This is a genomic window from Marinobacterium aestuariivivens, from assembly GCF_042661465.1.
In the GTDB taxonomy this organism is placed as follows: Bacteria; Pseudomonadota; Gammaproteobacteria; order Pseudomonadales; family Balneatricaceae; genus Marinobacterium_A; species Marinobacterium_A aestuariivivens.
Window position 1 is genome coordinate 5,156,442 of sequence record NZ_JBHSWE010000001.1, and the last position, 15,778, is coordinate 5,172,219.

A 15,778-nucleotide genomic window follows, 5' to 3' on the forward strand; every position below is an offset into this window, starting at 1 on the left:
GCGGTTTTCAGGGAACGCGTAACCATCTGATAAAGGTCTTTACCAATGCAGAATGAGAACCCCTGTTCGATACCCCCGGAATCGGCCTGGGCTGCATGAACCTGTCCCATGCCTATGGCACACCGCTGTCGGAAGGCGACGCCCTGCGGGCACTCGATGCCGCCTTCGACCTGGGCTACCGGCACTTCGACACCGCCACCCTCTACGGCGGCGGTGCCAACGAAAAGCTGCTCGGCAAGGCGCTGAAGGCCAAGCGCAGCCAGCTGTTCCTGGCCAGCAAATGCGGCATGGCGATCGGCCGTGAAAGCGGCAAGAAGGAAATCGACGGCCGCCCGGATACCCTGAAACGCCAGTGCGAGGAAAGCCTGCGGCGCCTGCAGACCGACTGCATCGATCTCTACTACCTGCACCGGCTGGACCCGCAGGTCGCGATCGAGGAGAGCGTCGGCGCCCTGGCCGACCTGGTTCGGGACGGCAAAATCCGCGCCATCGGTCTGTCCGAAGTCTCCGCCGCCACCCTGGCAAAGGCGCAGCGCGAACATTCGATCATGGCGGTGCAGTCCGAGTACTCGCTCTGGACCCGCAATCCCGAAATCGCCCTGCTCGATGCCTGTCGCGACAGCGGCACTGCCCTGGTCGCCTTCAGCCCGCTGGCCCGCGGCTTCCTGACCGGCAGCCTGCGCGATATCGCGTCCCTCGAGCCGAAGGATATCCGCAACAACATGCCGCGTTTCAGCGCCCGCCACTACCCGAAGAATCTGGCGCTGCTCGAGGAATACGGCCGCATTGCCGAGGCCATCGGCTGCACGCCGGCCCAGCTGGCGCTGGCCTGGGTGCGGAGCAAGGGCGAGTTCATCGTGCCGATTCCGGGCACGCGCTTCATCGACCACATGCGGGAAAACCTGCTGGCCGAAAGCGTCCGCCTGGAAGATGACGTGGTCGCGCGCCTCGACGTCCTGATCAACCAGATCACCGTCTCCGGACCGCGCTACAACGAGGCCCAGCAGGCCGAGATCGACACCGAAGAGTTCGCCTGAGGCTCTTCCCCCGGAGCCTCTCGCTGATTGCCGGGAGGCCCTCCCCTGCGTTGTTTGCACCCGCCCGGCCCCGGGCGACGATATGAAGCTATTAGCGGTATTGAACCGGCTCGCTATCGCGCGCAGAATTGGCGCAAAGGATACTGCAACCAGAGCAGAAACATGCAGCCACTATCGGCAAAGGCGATTTTCGATGAACTGGATGCCTACGGGCTTCAGAGCGGCTCCATTTTCGGCGCCATCTCCCGCGAGGCGATTCGCTTTCTGGTAGAAAACGGCAAGGTCTACAGCGTCCGCCAGCATGAGGAAATTTTCCGAAGCGGCGATCCGGGTGGCAGTTTTTTCGTCGTCTGCAGAGGATCGGTCGACTTCTTCAAGCATCATCAGGGGAAGTATGCCTATACCCGCACCTCGATGCCCGGCGAGGAAGTCGGTTTCGTGGCGATGATCGCCCTGCACGACCATGTCGGCAAGGCTGTCGCCCACGAGGACAGCATCGTACTCGAAATCTCGTCCGAACTCTTTGCCGACCTGCATGAAAAGTACCCCTTCGATTTCGGCATCATGACCCTCAACCTGGCACGTGACCTGGCACGAATCGTCCGCAAGCTCAGCAATATCCTGGTCGAGCACGCCATCGACCACTGACCCTCGGCAATCTTTCTTCAACACGCAGGCGGTATCCCGGCTGCCCAGTAACGGCAAAGCCCGGCGCCCCCTGTAGCGGGCGCCGGGCTTTCCAGTTGGCGCGCTGCCGCGCCCTGGTTCTGGTGCGATTACGTTACAGCATGCACTCCTTCGACGCCGGAGGATAGATCGACGGCTGGTAGCTGAGCTCGACCACCGGCTGCAACCGGTCGCCCACCTGCTTCACCTGGCCGACATAGTTCGGGATTACCAGCTGATGGTCCCGGCGCATGGTCGCCGGGCCGTAGATGGTCTCGTACTCGGCGCCGACGAGGGCTGTCGACACCGCTTCCGGTTCTGTGCTGCCGGCTAAACGCACGCCTTCGAATATCGCCTGCACGCCATTGTAGGCCTGGCCCTCGTTCTCGGTCGGAACGCGACCATACTTCTGCCTGAAGCCCTCGACGAACGCCTTGTTGCGCGGCGTGTCGATACCGGCGCCATAGCCGATATTGCCCCAGACCCCGGCGGTGGCATCACCGGTGGCGTCCACCAGGTAGTTGAAGATCAGCGCGTGGCCGATCAGCTGCCTGTCGGTCAGGCCGAACGCCTTGGCCTGCTTGACGAAGCCGATGGCATCACGCCCCACCATTGCGACCCAGATGGCGTCGACATCGGCGGCGCGCAGCTGGGCGATGTAGGGCGCGAAGTCCTTGGTGCCCATCGGCACGTACAGCGTCTCGGCGACGTCCTTGCCCTGCGCCCTGGCGGTCTTCTCGAAGAACTCGGCCGAGCCGTGGCCCCAGGTGTAGTCGGCGGCGATCACGGCGAATTTCTTCGCTTCGACCCTTTCCAGCCACTTGCCCATCATTGCCAGGTCCATGCTGTCTGAGTGGTTGGTGCGGAACATGCGGGCGTTGCACGCCTTGCCGGTCAGATCATCGAGCTTGCTGGCGACGGCGACGTACAGTGCATCCCAACGCTCGAGGCTCTGCGACAGCGTCAGCGAAATCGACGAGGAGATCGGGCCGATCAGGAACGGGAAGCCGTCACGCGCCAGTTTCTCCGCCACCCGGCGGCCGGCCTCCGGCGTACTCTCGTCGTCGGCGGTCTTGAGCTCGACCGGGTGGCCGGCGATACCGCCGCCGGCGTTGGCCTCCTCGACGGCGAATTGGATCCCGCGCAGCACCTCTTCGCCCTGTTGCGCGAACACGCCGGTTATCGAGCTGACGGCGCCGATGCGGATCGGGTCCTGGTCGGCAGCCTGCGCCGCCGTCGCCAGCGCCGCACTCAGCAGCGTCGCTGCACCCAGTCGAAACAGTTTTTTGCCAAAATGGGTCATGGGGTTATCACCTTTTGTTGTTGTATTGCGTTCTTCTGTCGTGTCGATCGGGATCAGATCGTCACGTGTCGCTTGAGCGATTCGATGTCGTCGGCATCGACCGCGCCCTCGGCCACCACCGTACCCTTGTCGAGGGCGTAATAGCGCCGCGTGACGCGGGCGACGAGACTGAGGTTCTGCTCGACCAGCAGCAGCGCAGTGCCCTGGTCGGCAAGCTGGTTGAGGCTGTCGGCCAGCAGGTCGACGATGACCGGCGCCAGCCCGTCGGTGGGCTCGTCGAGGATCATCAGCGACGGGTTGGCCATCATCGCCCGGCCGATCGCCAGCATCTGTTGCTGGCCGCCGGAGAGCGCGGTGCCGGGCGTATGGGCCCGCTCCTCGAGAATCGGGAACAGTCGGTAGACGCTGTCGAGATGCCAGGGACCGGGCCTTTTCACCGCGGCGCCGAGCCGGAGGTTCTCCTCGACGCTGAGGTTGGCGACGATGCGCCGCCCCTGTGGCACGATCATCACTCCCTGGTTCGCCGCCCGGTAGGGGCGCGGACGCCCCTGTACCCTACCGTTGATCGACACCCGGCCGGCGCGCACCGACGCCACGCCGAGCAGCGAGTTGACCAGGGTGGTCTTGCCGACGCCATTGCGGCCGATCAGCGCGACCCGGTCGCCTTCGGCGACGTCGAGGTTGAGGTTGTGCAGCACCCTGGCCGCACCGTAACCGGCGTTGACGCCGTCAAACGAAAGCAACTGTTTCATGCCGCACTCCCCAGATAGGCTTCACGTACACGCGGGTTGGCCCGCACCTCGGAAGGCACACCCTCGGCCAGCACCTTGCCGAGCTCGAGCACGGTGATGCGGTCGCTGACGCCGAACACCACTTCCATGTCGTGCTCCACCAGCAGCACCGACACGCCGCGCTCGTTGGCGAGTTTTTTCAGGTGCTGCGCGAGTTCCAGCGACTCCGGCACGGTGAGGCCGGCCATCGGCTCATCAAGCAGCAGCACCGACGGCGACCCCACCAATGCCAGCGCCAGATCGAGGCGGCGTTGCTCACCGTAGCCGAGTTCACCCGCGGTCAATTCGGCGACGTCGAGCAGGCCCAGCTCGGCGAGGCTGTCGTGACAGTCCCGTTCCGGATCGGTGGCTCCGACCTTGACCGCCGCCAGCTCCACCTGTTCCCGCACGCCCATGCCGGCGAAGATGCTGGTACGCTGGAAGGAACGCGACAGACCGAGACGGCGCCGTTCGAGCACGCCGAACCGGGTGATGTCGGTACCATCGAGGCTTACGCTGCCTGCGGCCGGGCGCCGACGTCCGGAGATGCCATCGATCAGCGTCGATTTGCCGGCGCCGTTCGGCCCGATCAGGCCGCGGATCTGCCCCGGCTGCAGCGACAACGTCACGCCATCCACTGCCTTGACACCGCCGTACTGCACCGTGAGACCGGTGACTTCGAATATCGGTTTCAGCATGACTTGCCCCCTCCAGGTTCGGCCCGATCAGGCCGCGGATCTGCCCCGGCTGCAGCGACATCGTGACGCCATCCACTGCCTTGACGCCGCCATACTGCACCGTCAGCCCGGTAACTTCGAATATCGGCTTCAGCATGACTTGCCCTCCTCCAGTCGGGTCAGCGCGGCGGTACGCGCCGGCCGGCGAAGACGCTGGTAGACCTGGACCAGGGTCCCGGACAGTCCATCCGGGGCGTAGACCACCGTCAGGATCAGCGCCGCGCCCAGCAGCGCCATCCAGTAGTCGGTGACTTCGCCGAGGTAGTCCTTGGCCAGGAAATAGAGCATGGCGCCCAGCACCGGCCCCCAGAGCACCCGGAAGCCGCCGAGGATGACCATCATCAGCGCCACACCGGAGACGCTCCAGTGCAGGCTTTCCGGCGACACGAAGCCGGTGTACAGCGCCGACAGGATGCCGGCGACCGCCGACACCGCGGCCGACAGACCGTAGATGGCGGCGCGGGGTACCAGCACGCGGATGCCGATGTAGCGCGCGCGTTCCTCGTTGTCGCGGATTGCCGCGGCGGTGCTGCCGAAGCGGCTGCGCACCAGCCACGCCAGGGCAGCGGCGATCAGAACCAGCGTCACCCAGCAGACCAGGAACATGGTGCCCGGGTCGTACAGGGCCCTCATCGGCGCGCCGAACAGCGTATCCAGCCAGGCGATATTGAGACCGTCGGCGCCGCCTAGCAGGTCGCGGGATTTCAGCGTCGACAGGTACAGCGTCTGTCCCACCGCCAGCGTCAGCATGCCGAAGGCGATGCCGGGGATGCGGCCGATGACCAGGCCGAGCAGGAAGGCCGCGACGCCGATGATCAGCACGGTGGCGAGAATCGCCGGCCCCGCTGCCAAGTCGGCATACTTGAGCAGCAGCGCGACCAGATAGCCCGCCGAGCCGAAGAAGGCCGCATGACCGAAGCTGACCAGACCGCTCTGGCGCAGCAGCAGTCCGACGCCGAGGGCGAAGATGGCGTAAATGGTGGCCTGGGTCAGCAACGACAGCAGCGTCGCGGAACCGGTGCCGGCGTAGAGTGCCAGGCCGCCCAACAGCGCCAGCGCCATGCCCGGCAGAATGGATTTTCGGGTCGTCTTGATCATGAGCGGTTCCCGGCGATGCCCGCCGGCCTCCACAGAAGAATGGCTATCATCAGCAGGAACGGCGTTGCCGTTGAAAGCAGCCTCTGCGTCTTTCCTGTCGTTAGCGGGCTCATAAGCGGTTCCCCGACAGGCCCGCCGGCCTCCACAGAAGAATCGCTATCATCAACAGGAACGGCAGCACCGCCGACAGCGACGGCAGGTAAAGGATGCCGAACGACTGCACCTGGCCCAGCAGCAGCGCGGCGACGAAGGCACCGCCGAGGCTGCCGAGACCGCCGATCACCACCACCACGAAGGAATCCACCAGGATGTCGCTGCCCATGCTCGGCACCAGCGACAGCATTGGCGAGGCGGCGACGCCGGCCAGCGCGGCCAGCCCGGTGCCGAGGCCGACGACGGCGGCGCTGACGCGGTCGGTATTGACCCCCTGCATCGCGGTGGTGAGCGGATCCGTGCTCAGCGCGCGGACGAACAGGCCGAGCCGGCTGAAGCGGATCCAGGCCCAGAGTCCCAGCATCGCCGTGGCGCCGAGCGCCACCACCAGCACGCGGTACAGCGGTACCGGCGCACCGAACAGTTCGACGCTGTTCTCCAGCAGCGCCGGCACCTCGACCGAGAGGTTTCCCCGCCCCCAGACGGCATGAACGAAATCCTCGATGATCAGCAGCAGTCCGAAGGTCACCAGCAGCACCGACAGCGGGTCGCGGTCCTGCAGTGGCCGGAACACGAAGCGGTCGAGCGCGACGCCGAGCAGCGCCATGATCAGCGGGCTCAGCAGCAGCGCGCCCCAGAAGCCGGTCAACTCGGCAAGGCTGTAGCCGAGATAGGCGCCCAGCATGTAGAGCGCGCCGTGGGCGAAATTCACGACCCGCCGCAGGCCGTAGATCATGGCCAGGCCCGAGGCCGCCACCATCAACAGCGCGCCGTAGACCAGGCCGTTGAAAATACTGATTGTCAGCACGATTTAACTCCTCATTATTGTTATGGCTTGAATGTGTCGGGTTACTCGAACGGGATTACACCTCCTTCGGATCGAGGGTGGATTCGGGCGCGCCGAGCGCCAGCCAGCCGCCGTCGGCGGCCAGGGTGGTGCCGGTGATGTAGCCGGCGCGGGGCGACAGCAGAAAGGCGATGCTGTCGGCGATCTCTTCAGGGTCCGCCAGCCGCCCCATCGGCGTGCGGCGCTCCAGCGCCGCCAGATCGATGGCGCCGCGACGGGCCAGCTCCGCCACCAGCTCGGTGCGCACATAACCCGGCGCGACCGCATTGACGCGCACGCCCTGCCGCGCCCACTCGCAGGCCATCGACCGGGTCATGGCGACAATGCCGGCCTTGGCGGCGCCGTATGCATTGCGGGTCGGGATGCCACCGAGGCCCGCGATCGAACTCAGGTTGACGATGGCGCCGTCCCCTGGCGCAGCATCTCCCGACCGACGCATCGGCTCATGACGAAGGTGCCGCGCAGGTGCACCTGCAGCACCCGGTCGAAGGCGTCGGCGCTCTGATCCAAGGTCGCGCCCGGCTGGTCGCCGATACCGGCGTTGTTGACCAGCGCGTCGATGCGGCCGCAGGTCTCGACCACCGTCATGACCAGGGCTTCCACCGAGGCTTCCTTGGTAATATCGACAGCGATGCCGAGGTGATCCGCGCCCAGGCGTCCCGCGGCCCGCTTGGCGGCAACGCCGTCCAGATCCGCCAGCACCACCCGGTAGCCGTCGGCGGCCAGACAGCGGCCCGTCGCCAGACCGATGCCGCCGGCGCCGCCGGTAATGATGGCGACCGGGCGCATCAATCCCGGCTCCGCCAGCTGGGCATCTCGACCGCCTGCAGCAGCCGGTTTTCCTGCGCCTCGATCAGGTGCCCGGAGGCCTGCAGATAGGCGGGGAAATCCGGATGCGTATCCCGTGCATGACAGCGGCGCTCGTAGTCTGCCAGCGACGCGTAGGCCCAGAGATGGACGAACTGGTTCAGCGCCCCGACCTGGCTCTGGTAGAACCCCACCGGATGGCCGAGGGTCTCGAGCAGAACCGGCATCGCCATGCGGTCGAACACCTCGATGAATTCGCCCATCTTGCGCGGCTTGATGGTGTAGATGCGATGATCGATCAGCGGTTTGTCGGTCATTGAGACTTCCTCGCGAGTGAGCGTTTTGTCGAATCGAGCAAGCGGTCAGCCATTGGCCACCTCCTGATTCGGAACAGCGTGCAACTGCGGCTCGAGCAGATTCTCGACGCCGGCGATATGACGCCCGGTGATGTAGCCGAAGGTCATGATCGGCCCCAGGGTGATGCCGGCGCCCGGGTAATTGCCGCCCATCATGCTGGCGCGGTCGTTGCCGACGGCATAAAGGCCGTCGATCGGCGCGTCGGTGCCGTTCAGCACCTGGCCGACGACGTTGGTGCGGATGCCGTCGAAGCTGCCGAGGTCGCCCATGTACACCTTGACGGCATAGAAGGGCCCTTTGGCGACCGGGGCCACACAGGGATTGGGCTTGCGGTCCGGGTCCGCCAGGAAACGGTTGAAGCTGGTGCTTCCGCGACCGTACTGGCTGTCCTGGCCCCGCTCGGCGCCCTGGTTGTACTCGCGCACCGTGGCTTCGAGACCGGCGGCGTCGATACCGGCTTTTTGCGCAAGTTCCACGAGGGTGCGCCCCTTGAGCAGGTAGCCGTTGCGGATCAGCGGCGTGGCCGGCATCGGCGCAGGCTTGGCGTAGCCCAGGCCGTATTTACCCAGCGCCGTCTGGTCGCAGATCAGCCACATCGCGGTTTCACCCTGTTCCTCACAGGCGCGGATCATCGCGGCGCCGACGTCATGGTAGGACTCCGATTCGTTGCAGAAACGCTGACCGTTGCGCAGCACGCCGATCACGCCGGGTTTGTAGCGGTCCAGCAGGTGCGGGAAGACGCCATACTGGCCGTTGCCCATCGGCACCCGCGAAACCGGCATCCAGGCCGAGGCATCGCGGTAGCGCAGTTCGACGCGACCGCCGGCACGCTCGGCCATGCGTCCGCCGTCACCGGTATTGCCGGTGGGTACCGGCGAGTGGTGCTCGCCGCCGCGCTTGAGGTGCGGATAGGCCTGACGGATGCGCTCGACATCGTGGGAGAAACCGCCGCAAGCCAGCACCACCCCCTTGCTGGCACTGATGCGACGAATGCCCTGCTCGCCCTGCACCAGCGCGCCGGTGACCCGGCCGTTCTCGTGCAGCAGCTCGCGGGCGGAGGTTTCGGTCAGAATCGGGATGCCAAGATCCAGCGCCGATTTCGCCAGACGCGCCGCCAGCGCATTGCCGCTGGTGACCTGGACACCGCGACGATACAGCACCAGCTCCCTGATATGGGTCGCCAGTCGCTTCACCACGTAGACGAAGGACGTCAGCGAGCGGGTGGCGTTGAAGAAGTGCTTCAGATCGGCGTTGGAGGAGTTGAACATCATGCCGATGAAGGTGATGGTCTTGAGCGGCGGCCGCATGCGCTTGATGTCCTGGCCGAGCTTGCGGATATCGAACGGCGCCGCGAGAATCGAGCGGCCGACGTCGACGCCGCCGTCCTGGGTCGGATGGTAGTCCGGGTATAGTGTCGGCACGAACTTGACCTCGGTCTCGCGTTGAAAGAACTCCACCATCTCCGGCCCCTTGTCGAGAAACGCCTCGACCGCCTCGGCATCGTAGAAGTCGCCGGTCTCCGCCTGCAGGTAGCGGCGGGCGGCGTCGCGGCTGTCCTCGATACCCTGCTCACGGCTCACCGGATTGCCCGGCAGCCAGAGCACGCCGCCTGAGAAGGCGGTGGTGCCGCCGAACACCGGCGCTTTCTCGATGACCACCACCTCGAGGCCCTCCTTGCGGGCCGTGATGGCGGTGGAGAGACCACCGGCGCCGGAGCCGATGACCAGCAGGTCGCAATGGATCGTTTCGGTCGTCATGGACAAGTCTCCTCAGTCAGTCTCACGCAGGTTGGAATAACCGGGACGGGGAATGGCATCCATCAGCATGCATTCCAGTCCGCCGTCCACCACCAGCTCGGCGCCGTTGATATAGGCCGCCCGCGGGCTCAGCAGATAGAGCACGGCGTCGGCGATATCCTGCGGCCGGCCGATACGCTTGCTGGCGGTCAGGGCTTCGCGCGCCACCTTGATCTGCGGATCGGCGTAGAAGGACTCCGACAGCGCCGTGCGGATCATGCCGGGACAAACGACGTTGCTGCGGATGCCGGTGGCGCCGAGTTCCGCGGCGATCTGCTTCGACAACAGGCTGACGCCGGCCTTGCTCGGGCTGTAGGCGCCGCTGAAGGTCTGCGGATGGTGCGCCGAGACCGATGCGACGTGAACCAGGCTGCCGGCGCCCGCTGCCAGCATCGGCTCGACGAAGGTGCGGCTGCAGAGCATGGCGCCGGTCAGGTTGACCCGCAGCACCATCTCCCAGTCGTTGATATCGATGTCGCGGATTCCGGCCGGACGCAGCACACCGGCGCAGTTGACCAGCGCCTGGCACGGTCCCAGCGCCTCGGCCACCCGGTGGGCCGCAGCGCGCACCTGGGCTTCGTCGCCGATGTCGCAGGCCAGGCCGATTACCTCGCCCCGCCCCGCCAGCTCCCGACGCAGTGCCTCGACGCCGTCGCGGTCGCGGTCCAGCAACGCCACCCGGGCGCCGGCATCGACCAGGGCACTGGCGATGGCCGCACCGATGCCGCTGGCCGCGCCGGTCACGACCGCGACCCTGCCGCGGAGTTCGAGCCAGTCCGCTGTGAAGTTTTCGTGATTCATTTCTATATCCTCAACGGTGCGACCTAAACAGCAGCCGCCTAAAAGAGTCTTTATTCTTTGCACCGCAATACATTCAATTTAAATAGGCAATGCCGTGTAGAGAATTTAAAAAACGCGCTTTTATCAGGACAAAACAGGCGGATATTCGGTGCATTCAAAAGGCAAAAAGAGCCCCTGTCTTTAATTAAATGACATTTAAAAAGATTGAAACGAGTATTAAACAAATTGCGCTATCGGTTTTCCTGCACCGGCAAAAAACGCATACCGGGCCGACCATAACAGGCCCGGTCGCGGAGCGGCGCTGGAAGGAGTTCAGGCGCCGCTGCAGCTTTCGGACAGTGCCTGGGCGCGCTGGTAGATGGCGTTGGCCGGCTTGCCCTTCGCCTCGAGCTCCTTCAGGTAGCTGTCGGTGACCTGGTCGAGTACCGGCTTCCAGTCGGGGTTGTTGACGCCGCCCTCGATCACCGTGAAGCTGTGATTCAGCTCCTTCGCCTGTTCGCGCCCGGTCACGTCCAGCTCGTCATAGGTGGTACCGAGCTTGTCCGCCCACTTCAGGCCCGAATTGTCGTCGATCACCTTTTTCAGGTCGTCCGGGAGCTCGTCGTAGACACGCTTGTTCATCGCCACGACAAAGGCGGTGGTATAGAGGCCAATCTCGGTGTGCTGTTCGGCCAGTTCATTGAGACGGAAGGAGCCCATCGCCTCCCAGGGCAGCGTGACGCCGTTGATCACGCCGCGCTGCATGGCGCCATACATCTCCGGAGCCGGCAAGCCGATAGGCTCGCCGCCGAGCCCTGTCAGCAACTCCCCGACCACCACCGTCGGCCGACGGATCAGCATCCCGGCGAGGTCCGAAGGTCTGGTGACGGGCTTGTCATGGGTGTGGATATGGCCGGGACCGTGGGTGAACATGAACAGTACCTGGGCATCGTCATACTCGCCCTTGAACTGCCCCTCGTCATAGAGGGTCTGGACAATGCACGAGCCCTGCTCCGCGGACTTCACCAGTCCGGGCAGCTCGACGATCTGGGTCTGGGGAAAGCGGTTGGCGGTATACCCCTGGATGGTGGCACCGATATCGGCGATGCCCGCCACCACCGAGTCGTATATCTTCGGTGCCTTGGCCAGCGTTTGCGACGGGTACATCTCGACCTGAATACGGCCATTCGATTCCTTCTCGACGGTTTCGCCCCAGAGCGCCAGTGTTTGCGCCAGACCGGAACTGGCCGGCCAGAAATGGGCAAAACGCAGATTGACGTCGGCGGCCTCGGTGATCGGCGCCAGCGCCAGACCGGCAGAAAGGTAAAGACCGGCAAAAAGGGATTTATGTTTATTCATTGGGATACCTTTAATTATTATTACCAGGCTCCTGGGAACCTTTTGATTACTTTTGCAACACCCTGAATCAATATATCTGCATGACGCTTATACTAGGCAATACCGGTATGAAACTGAATTGACAAAACAGGCGAGCAGCAGGACAATCCGTGCATAAGGGCTTGCATCGACGATGAGCAGGAACCTCAAAAGCCGACATTCTCCTTGAATCATAAAGAGTTTTCCGCCGCTTTCGCGAGCGGGAGTCTGAATTTTTTCGTGCGCCAGCCGCATGTTTTTCAGGATAGCGCTTATGTCCACCGTGCCGAACTATGCCCTATATGGCGAAAACCCCGAACAACGCTGGTTCGAATCGCTGCACTACGAACCCATCTCGCGGCGCGCCAAAAGCTATAAATGGAAGATCCAGCCACACCAGCACGATGCACTGATCCAGCTGCTGTTCGTCGAACAGGGTTCGGGCACCGTGTTCTTCGATGGCAACCGGGTCGCCTTCCGGGCGCCCTGCTTCATTCTGATCCCGGCGCGGACCGTGCACGGCTTCGATTTCAACCCGGGCATCGACGGCTCGGTGGTCACTGCGGCCCAGAGCCCGCTGGAATCACTGATTGGAATCGCTACGCCTGAAATGGCCGCGATTCTGCAGAAGCCGACGGTGACCGATGTGCCGGCGGCATCCAAATTCACCGGTGCACTGCAGAAGCTGTTCGAACTGATCGAGTATGAAACCCTGAACTGTACCGGCGGCGAAGTCAGCGCCGCGATACCGCTGCTGGTGGCGTTGCTGGTTCAGGTACAGCGATTGGCGCCATCGGCCCGTGCCACCTACCAGCCGGTGGGTTCGCGCAAGGCCGAACAGGTCGAGCGGTTTCGCGCGCTGGTGAACGACTGGCTGGGCGCGTTGCGGCCGGTGGAGGCCTATTCCGACGCCATCGGCGTTACCGCCGGGCAGCTGCGGCGGATCTGCAAGGAGGTGCTCGGCCAGTCACCGCTGGAACTGATCAATGCCCGTATCATCCATGCGGCGCAGCGGGATCTGGCCTACTCCACGATGAGCGTGCAACAGGTGGCCGAATCCCTGGGATTCGATGATGCCGCCTACTTTTCCCGCTTTTACCGCAAGCAGACCGGACTGACACCGAGCGAATTCCGCGAGCGGGTCCGAACCCATCAGCCACTGCCCGGAACAGAGGGCTGAAGGGGGTTCGCAACTTGCAAAAGTCATCCGGCTGAGGCCAAATAACGGAACCTAGTTCAAATTTGAAACTTAAAGGACCCTGCATGGCCGCCAGTCAGATCACCCGCGCCCTCAGCGTGATCGAACAACTCGCACTCGAAGCGCAGGGCCTGGGACTCCAGGCGATCGCCGACGGCGTTCCAATGCCCAAAAGCAGCTGCCAGCGCCTGCTCAACGACCTGATACAGCAGGGTTACGTCGCCTGGGATGCACACAGGGACCGCTATCAGCTGACGACCCGACTGGCGGCACTCAGCCAGCGCCACCTCTCCGTCAACGGCGTCGATGACCCCGCCCAGCCCCATCTCGATCAACTCGCCGAGATCTGCGGCGACCTGGTCCGGCTTGCGGTTGTCGACGGCGACCGGCTCGTGTTCGCGGCCAACGCCCAGGGCGCCCGCTCGGGTTTGCGTTATCAGGCCCCGGCCGGCGAGGTGCCGCCACTGTTCTGTACCGCCACTGGCTTCGCCTGGTTGGCGGGCTTCTCCGACGACGATGCGCTTAAGCTGATCGCCGCGCAGGGCCCGATGGATCCGGAGAACCGCGGCCCGCGGGCGCCGCAAAGTTTCGCCGAGATCCTCCCGCTGCTGCAGCTGACCCGCGAGCGGGGCTACAGCCAGGTGATCGACATGTCGGCGCCGGGCATGTCGGCGATCGCCGCTCCCGTCACCGATGCCGCAGGCGCCAAGGTGATCGGCGTGCTCGCGATCGGCGGCCCGACGGCCCGCCTGACCGAAACCCTGATGAATGAACTGGCGCCTTTCCTGCAGCAGACCGCCCGAGACATCTCCGCCATCAGCGTCCTGTCCGACTATCTTCGCCGCCCGCCGTCCGCGCGTTAATAAACGCCGGCGCTACGGCCCATCCGCGTAGGAGCGCCGCCCCCGGTGCGAAGTTTTTTTACCCCGGTGCCGAATTTGTTCGCCGCGGCGCGCGGCTCCTACGGGAACCTCAGCCCCCCACTGCCTTGAGGACCGGCTCCTCCTCCACTCCCATTGCCCGTTCGCTGGCGTGTCGCGCAACAATGTAGCCGAAGGTGATACCCGGGCCGAGGGTAATGCCCGGTCCCGGATAGGTGCCGCCCATGATCGACTGCATGTCGTTGCCGCAGGCATAGAGTCCCGCGATCGGCCGGTCGCCCTGCCCCAACACCCGCCCGTCGGTGTCGGTCACGAGTCCCGCCGACGAGCCGATATCGCCCGGATAGACTCGGACCGCATAGAAGGGGCCTTTTTCCAGCGCGCCCAGGCAGGGATTCGGAGTGCCACGGGTCGGGTCGCCATTGGCCCGCTGGTAGATGGTGCTGCCGCGATTGTAGTCCTTGTCGATACCGGCCTGCGCGTAACCGTTGAAGGTATGCACCGTCTGCTCGAGCCCGTCGGCATCGATACCCAGGCGTTCCGCCAGTTCGCGCAGCGAACGCCCCTCGGTCAGATAACCGTCGCGCAGGAAGGGCCCGAGGCCGCGACCGCCTGGCCGTACCATGCCCAGACCGTACTTTTTCAGCCCTTCGCTGTCGGTGATCAGGTAGGCCGGCATGCAGTCCGCCTGCCGGTTGGCACGAAACATCTCGCGGCCGAACAGGTGATAGGAGGTCGACTCGTTGACGAACCGCTGCCCCCTGACGTTGACGGTGATCATGCCGGGCTTGCCGCGGTCGAGCAGAAAATGCGGAAATACCGCGGTGGTGCCGTCCGCCCGCTTGCGTACCGAGACCGGCGCCCAGAAGGCGTTTTCCAGGTGACCCTCGCCGTAGCGCGCGCCCAGCTGCAGCGCGAGGTCATGGGCCTTGCCGGTATGTCCCGGCGCTCCGGGGCAGTATAGCGGCGTCGGCTGCGGCAGCATTGCCTTGCGCCGCTCCGGATGGCGGGAAAAGCCGCCACTGGCGAGCACGACGCCACCGCGCACGCGAATGCGCCGCGTTGTTTCGCCCTGCGTCAGCTTGAGCCCGACCACGGCCTCCCGCTCATGCAAAATCTCGTCGACGCGGGTCTGCACCAGCAGCTCGGCGCCACACCGACGCAGCGAATACAGCAGCCGCCCGATCATGGCGTTGCCCATCACCAGCCGGGTTCCCCGGGCGTAGCGCATCCGGTCGGACAGATGGCGCAGCACCAGTTTCATGCCGTGCCCGAACGAGCGAAACGACGTTGTCAGGCGCAACAGGTGCGCGATATCGTCACGGTCGATCATCATGCCGCCGAGCACGGTGAACTCGGGAATCGGCGGCCGCACAAGGTCGAAGTCCTGGCCCAGCAGCCGGCCGTCGAACGGCAGCGGCTCCAGCGCCCGTCCGAACTCCGTCGAACCTTCGAGTTCGGACAGGTAGTCCGGATGGTAGGGACGGGCGCGGAATTTCATTTCGGTCTGGGTTTCCAGCACTTCGACCGCCTCGGGGCCGGCATCGAGAAAGGTCTCGCGCATTGCCTTGGGGCGCGCTCACCGACCGCCAGATCGAGAAAGCGCGAGGCCTTTTCGCGACTGTCGTCGGCGCCGATCCGATGCGAATGCAGGCTGTTCGGTATCCAGGTGGTACCGCCGGACAAGGCGCTGGTTCCGCCGACATATTCGGTGCTTTCGATCAGCAGCACCCGCTGGCCGCGCAGCGCGGCGAACAGCGCCGCTGCCATGCCGGCGCCGCCTGCGCCCACCACGGCCACATCGTAGGTTTCGTTCCCGGCAAGGTCTTGCAGTGATTTCGCGATAGAGGTCATAGCTCGGATCTCCCGGTACCCGGCACCCGCACAGGGAACCGCGTACGCCTGGTTATTGTTGCATCCCGCAACGTGCGGACGGCCGCATCCGACCGTCACTCCGACGCTCAGGCGGGA

General features: G+C 64.7%; 13 protein-coding genes and 2 pseudogenes. 4 read left to right on the forward strand and 11 right to left on the reverse strand.

Features of this window, described 5'->3' with window-relative positions; all coding sequences use genetic code 11:
- Positions 1-62 precede the first annotated feature (62 nt).
- Both ACFQDL_RS27025 and ACFQDL_RS27030 read left to right on the forward strand, forming a co-directional pair.
- Positions 63-1,037 carry an aldo/keto reductase gene (locus ACFQDL_RS27025; protein WP_379913385.1) on the forward strand — a complete coding sequence of 325 codons (975 nt, stop codon included), beginning with the start codon at positions 63-65 and terminating at the stop codon, positions 1,035-1,037.
- Positions 1,038-1,199: 162 nt separating this feature from the next.
- A complete protein-coding gene (locus ACFQDL_RS27030) occupies positions 1,200-1,685 on the forward strand; it encodes a cyclic nucleotide-binding domain-containing protein (RefSeq protein WP_379911696.1) in 486 nt (161 codons plus the stop codon).
- Between the two features lie 133 nt (positions 1,686-1,818).
- Here ACFQDL_RS27030 and ACFQDL_RS27035 read toward each other — a convergent pair whose 3' ends face one another.
- From ACFQDL_RS27035 to ACFQDL_RS27080, 10 genes and pseudogenes are all read right to left on the reverse strand, one after another.
- A complete protein-coding gene (locus tag ACFQDL_RS27035; protein WP_379911697.1) occupies positions 1,819-3,006 on the reverse strand; it encodes an ABC transporter substrate-binding protein in 1,188 nt (395 codons plus the stop codon).
- Positions 3,007-3,059: 53 nt separating this feature from the next.
- Positions 3,060-3,758 (reverse strand): ABC transporter ATP-binding protein, encoded by a 699-nt coding sequence (locus ACFQDL_RS27040; RefSeq protein ID WP_379911698.1) that lies wholly within the window; start codon positions 3,756-3,758, stop codon positions 3,060-3,062.
- Positions 3,755-4,474, reverse strand: a complete 720-nt coding sequence (locus ACFQDL_RS27045; protein ID WP_379911699.1) for an ABC transporter ATP-binding protein — start codon at positions 4,472-4,474, stop codon at positions 3,755-3,757. The genes ACFQDL_RS27040 and ACFQDL_RS27045 overlap by 4 nt, the downstream gene beginning before the upstream one ends.
- 129 nt (positions 4,475-4,603) lie before the next feature.
- Positions 4,604-5,611: a branched-chain amino acid ABC transporter permease gene (locus ACFQDL_RS27050; protein WP_379911700.1), complete on the reverse strand. Its 1,008-nt coding sequence runs from the start codon at positions 5,609-5,611 to the stop codon at positions 4,604-4,606.
- Positions 5,612-5,720: 109 nt separating this feature from the next.
- Positions 5,721-6,572, reverse strand: coding sequence for a branched-chain amino acid ABC transporter permease (locus ACFQDL_RS27055; protein WP_379911701.1), 852 nt, complete (start codon positions 6,570-6,572; stop codon positions 5,721-5,723).
- A gap of 55 nt (positions 6,573-6,627) precedes the next feature.
- A pseudogene (locus tag ACFQDL_RS27060) lies at positions 6,628-7,400 on the reverse strand (SDR family NAD(P)-dependent oxidoreductase).
- Complete coding sequence (locus tag ACFQDL_RS27065) at positions 7,400-7,735, reverse strand: NIPSNAP family protein (RefSeq protein ID WP_379911702.1); 336 nt, start codon at positions 7,733-7,735, stop codon at positions 7,400-7,402. The pseudogene ACFQDL_RS27060 and the gene ACFQDL_RS27065 overlap by 1 nt, the downstream one beginning before the upstream one ends.
- Positions 7,736-7,780: 45 nt before the next feature.
- Positions 7,781-9,532, reverse strand: coding sequence for an FAD-dependent oxidoreductase (locus ACFQDL_RS27070; protein WP_379911703.1), 1,752 nt, complete (start codon positions 9,530-9,532; stop codon positions 7,781-7,783).
- Between the two features lie 12 nt (positions 9,533-9,544).
- Complete coding sequence (locus tag ACFQDL_RS27075) at positions 9,545-10,372, reverse strand: SDR family NAD(P)-dependent oxidoreductase (protein WP_379911704.1); 828 nt, start codon at positions 10,370-10,372, stop codon at positions 9,545-9,547.
- A 312-nt stretch (positions 10,373-10,684) separates the two neighbouring features.
- A complete protein-coding gene (locus ACFQDL_RS27080) occupies positions 10,685-11,710 on the reverse strand; it encodes a TRAP transporter substrate-binding protein (protein WP_379911705.1) in 1,026 nt (341 codons plus the stop codon).
- Positions 11,711-12,002: 292 nt separating this feature from the next.
- Here ACFQDL_RS27080 and ACFQDL_RS27085 point away from each other — a divergent pair, with 292 nt between their 5' ends.
- A complete protein-coding gene (locus tag ACFQDL_RS27085) occupies positions 12,003-12,908 on the forward strand; it encodes a helix-turn-helix domain-containing protein (protein WP_379911706.1) in 906 nt (301 codons plus the stop codon).
- Between the two features lie 83 nt (positions 12,909-12,991).
- Complete coding sequence (locus ACFQDL_RS27090; protein WP_379911707.1) at positions 12,992-13,789, forward strand: IclR family transcriptional regulator; 798 nt, start codon at positions 12,992-12,994, stop codon at positions 13,787-13,789.
- A gap of 109 nt (positions 13,790-13,898) precedes the next feature.
- Here ACFQDL_RS27090 and ACFQDL_RS27095 read toward each other — a convergent pair.
- Positions 13,899-15,661, reverse strand: a pseudogene (locus ACFQDL_RS27095) (FAD-dependent oxidoreductase).
- Between the last annotated feature and the right edge of the window lie 117 nt (positions 15,662-15,778).

Excerpts from the sequence above, each read along its gene's own strand:
- ACFQDL_RS27030 (WP_379911696.1), top strand. The coding sequence starts at position 1,200 with ATGCAGCCACTATCGGCAAAGGCGATTTTCGATGAACTGGATGCCTAC.
- ACFQDL_RS27035 (WP_379911697.1), bottom strand. The coding sequence starts at position 3,006 with ATGACCCATTTTGGCAAAAAACTGTTTCGACTGGGTGCAGCGACGCTG.
- ACFQDL_RS27040 (WP_379911698.1), bottom strand. The coding sequence starts at position 3,758 with ATGAAACAGTTGCTTTCGTTTGACGGCGTCAACGCCGGTTACGGTGCG.
- ACFQDL_RS27045 (WP_379911699.1), bottom strand. The coding sequence starts at position 4,474 with ATGCTGAAACCGATATTCGAAGTCACCGGTCTCACGGTGCAGTACGGC.
- ACFQDL_RS27050 (WP_379911700.1), bottom strand. The coding sequence starts at position 5,611 with ATGATCAAGACGACCCGAAAATCCATTCTGCCGGGCATGGCGCTGGCG.
- ACFQDL_RS27065 (WP_379911702.1), bottom strand. The coding sequence starts at position 7,735 with ATGACCGACAAACCGCTGATCGATCATCGCATCTACACCATCAAGCCG.
- ACFQDL_RS27070 (WP_379911703.1), bottom strand. The coding sequence starts at position 9,532 with ATGACGACCGAAACGATCCATTGCGACCTGCTGGTCATCGGCTCCGGC.
- ACFQDL_RS27075 (WP_379911704.1), bottom strand. The coding sequence starts at position 10,372 with ATGAATCACGAAAACTTCACAGCGGACTGGCTCGAACTCCGCGGCAGG.
- ACFQDL_RS27080 (WP_379911705.1), bottom strand. The coding sequence starts at position 11,710 with ATGAATAAACATAAATCCCTTTTTGCCGGTCTTTACCTTTCTGCCGGT.
- ACFQDL_RS27085 (WP_379911706.1), top strand. The coding sequence starts at position 12,003 with ATGTCCACCGTGCCGAACTATGCCCTATATGGCGAAAACCCCGAACAA.
- ACFQDL_RS27090 (WP_379911707.1), top strand. The coding sequence starts at position 12,992 with ATGGCCGCCAGTCAGATCACCCGCGCCCTCAGCGTGATCGAACAACTC.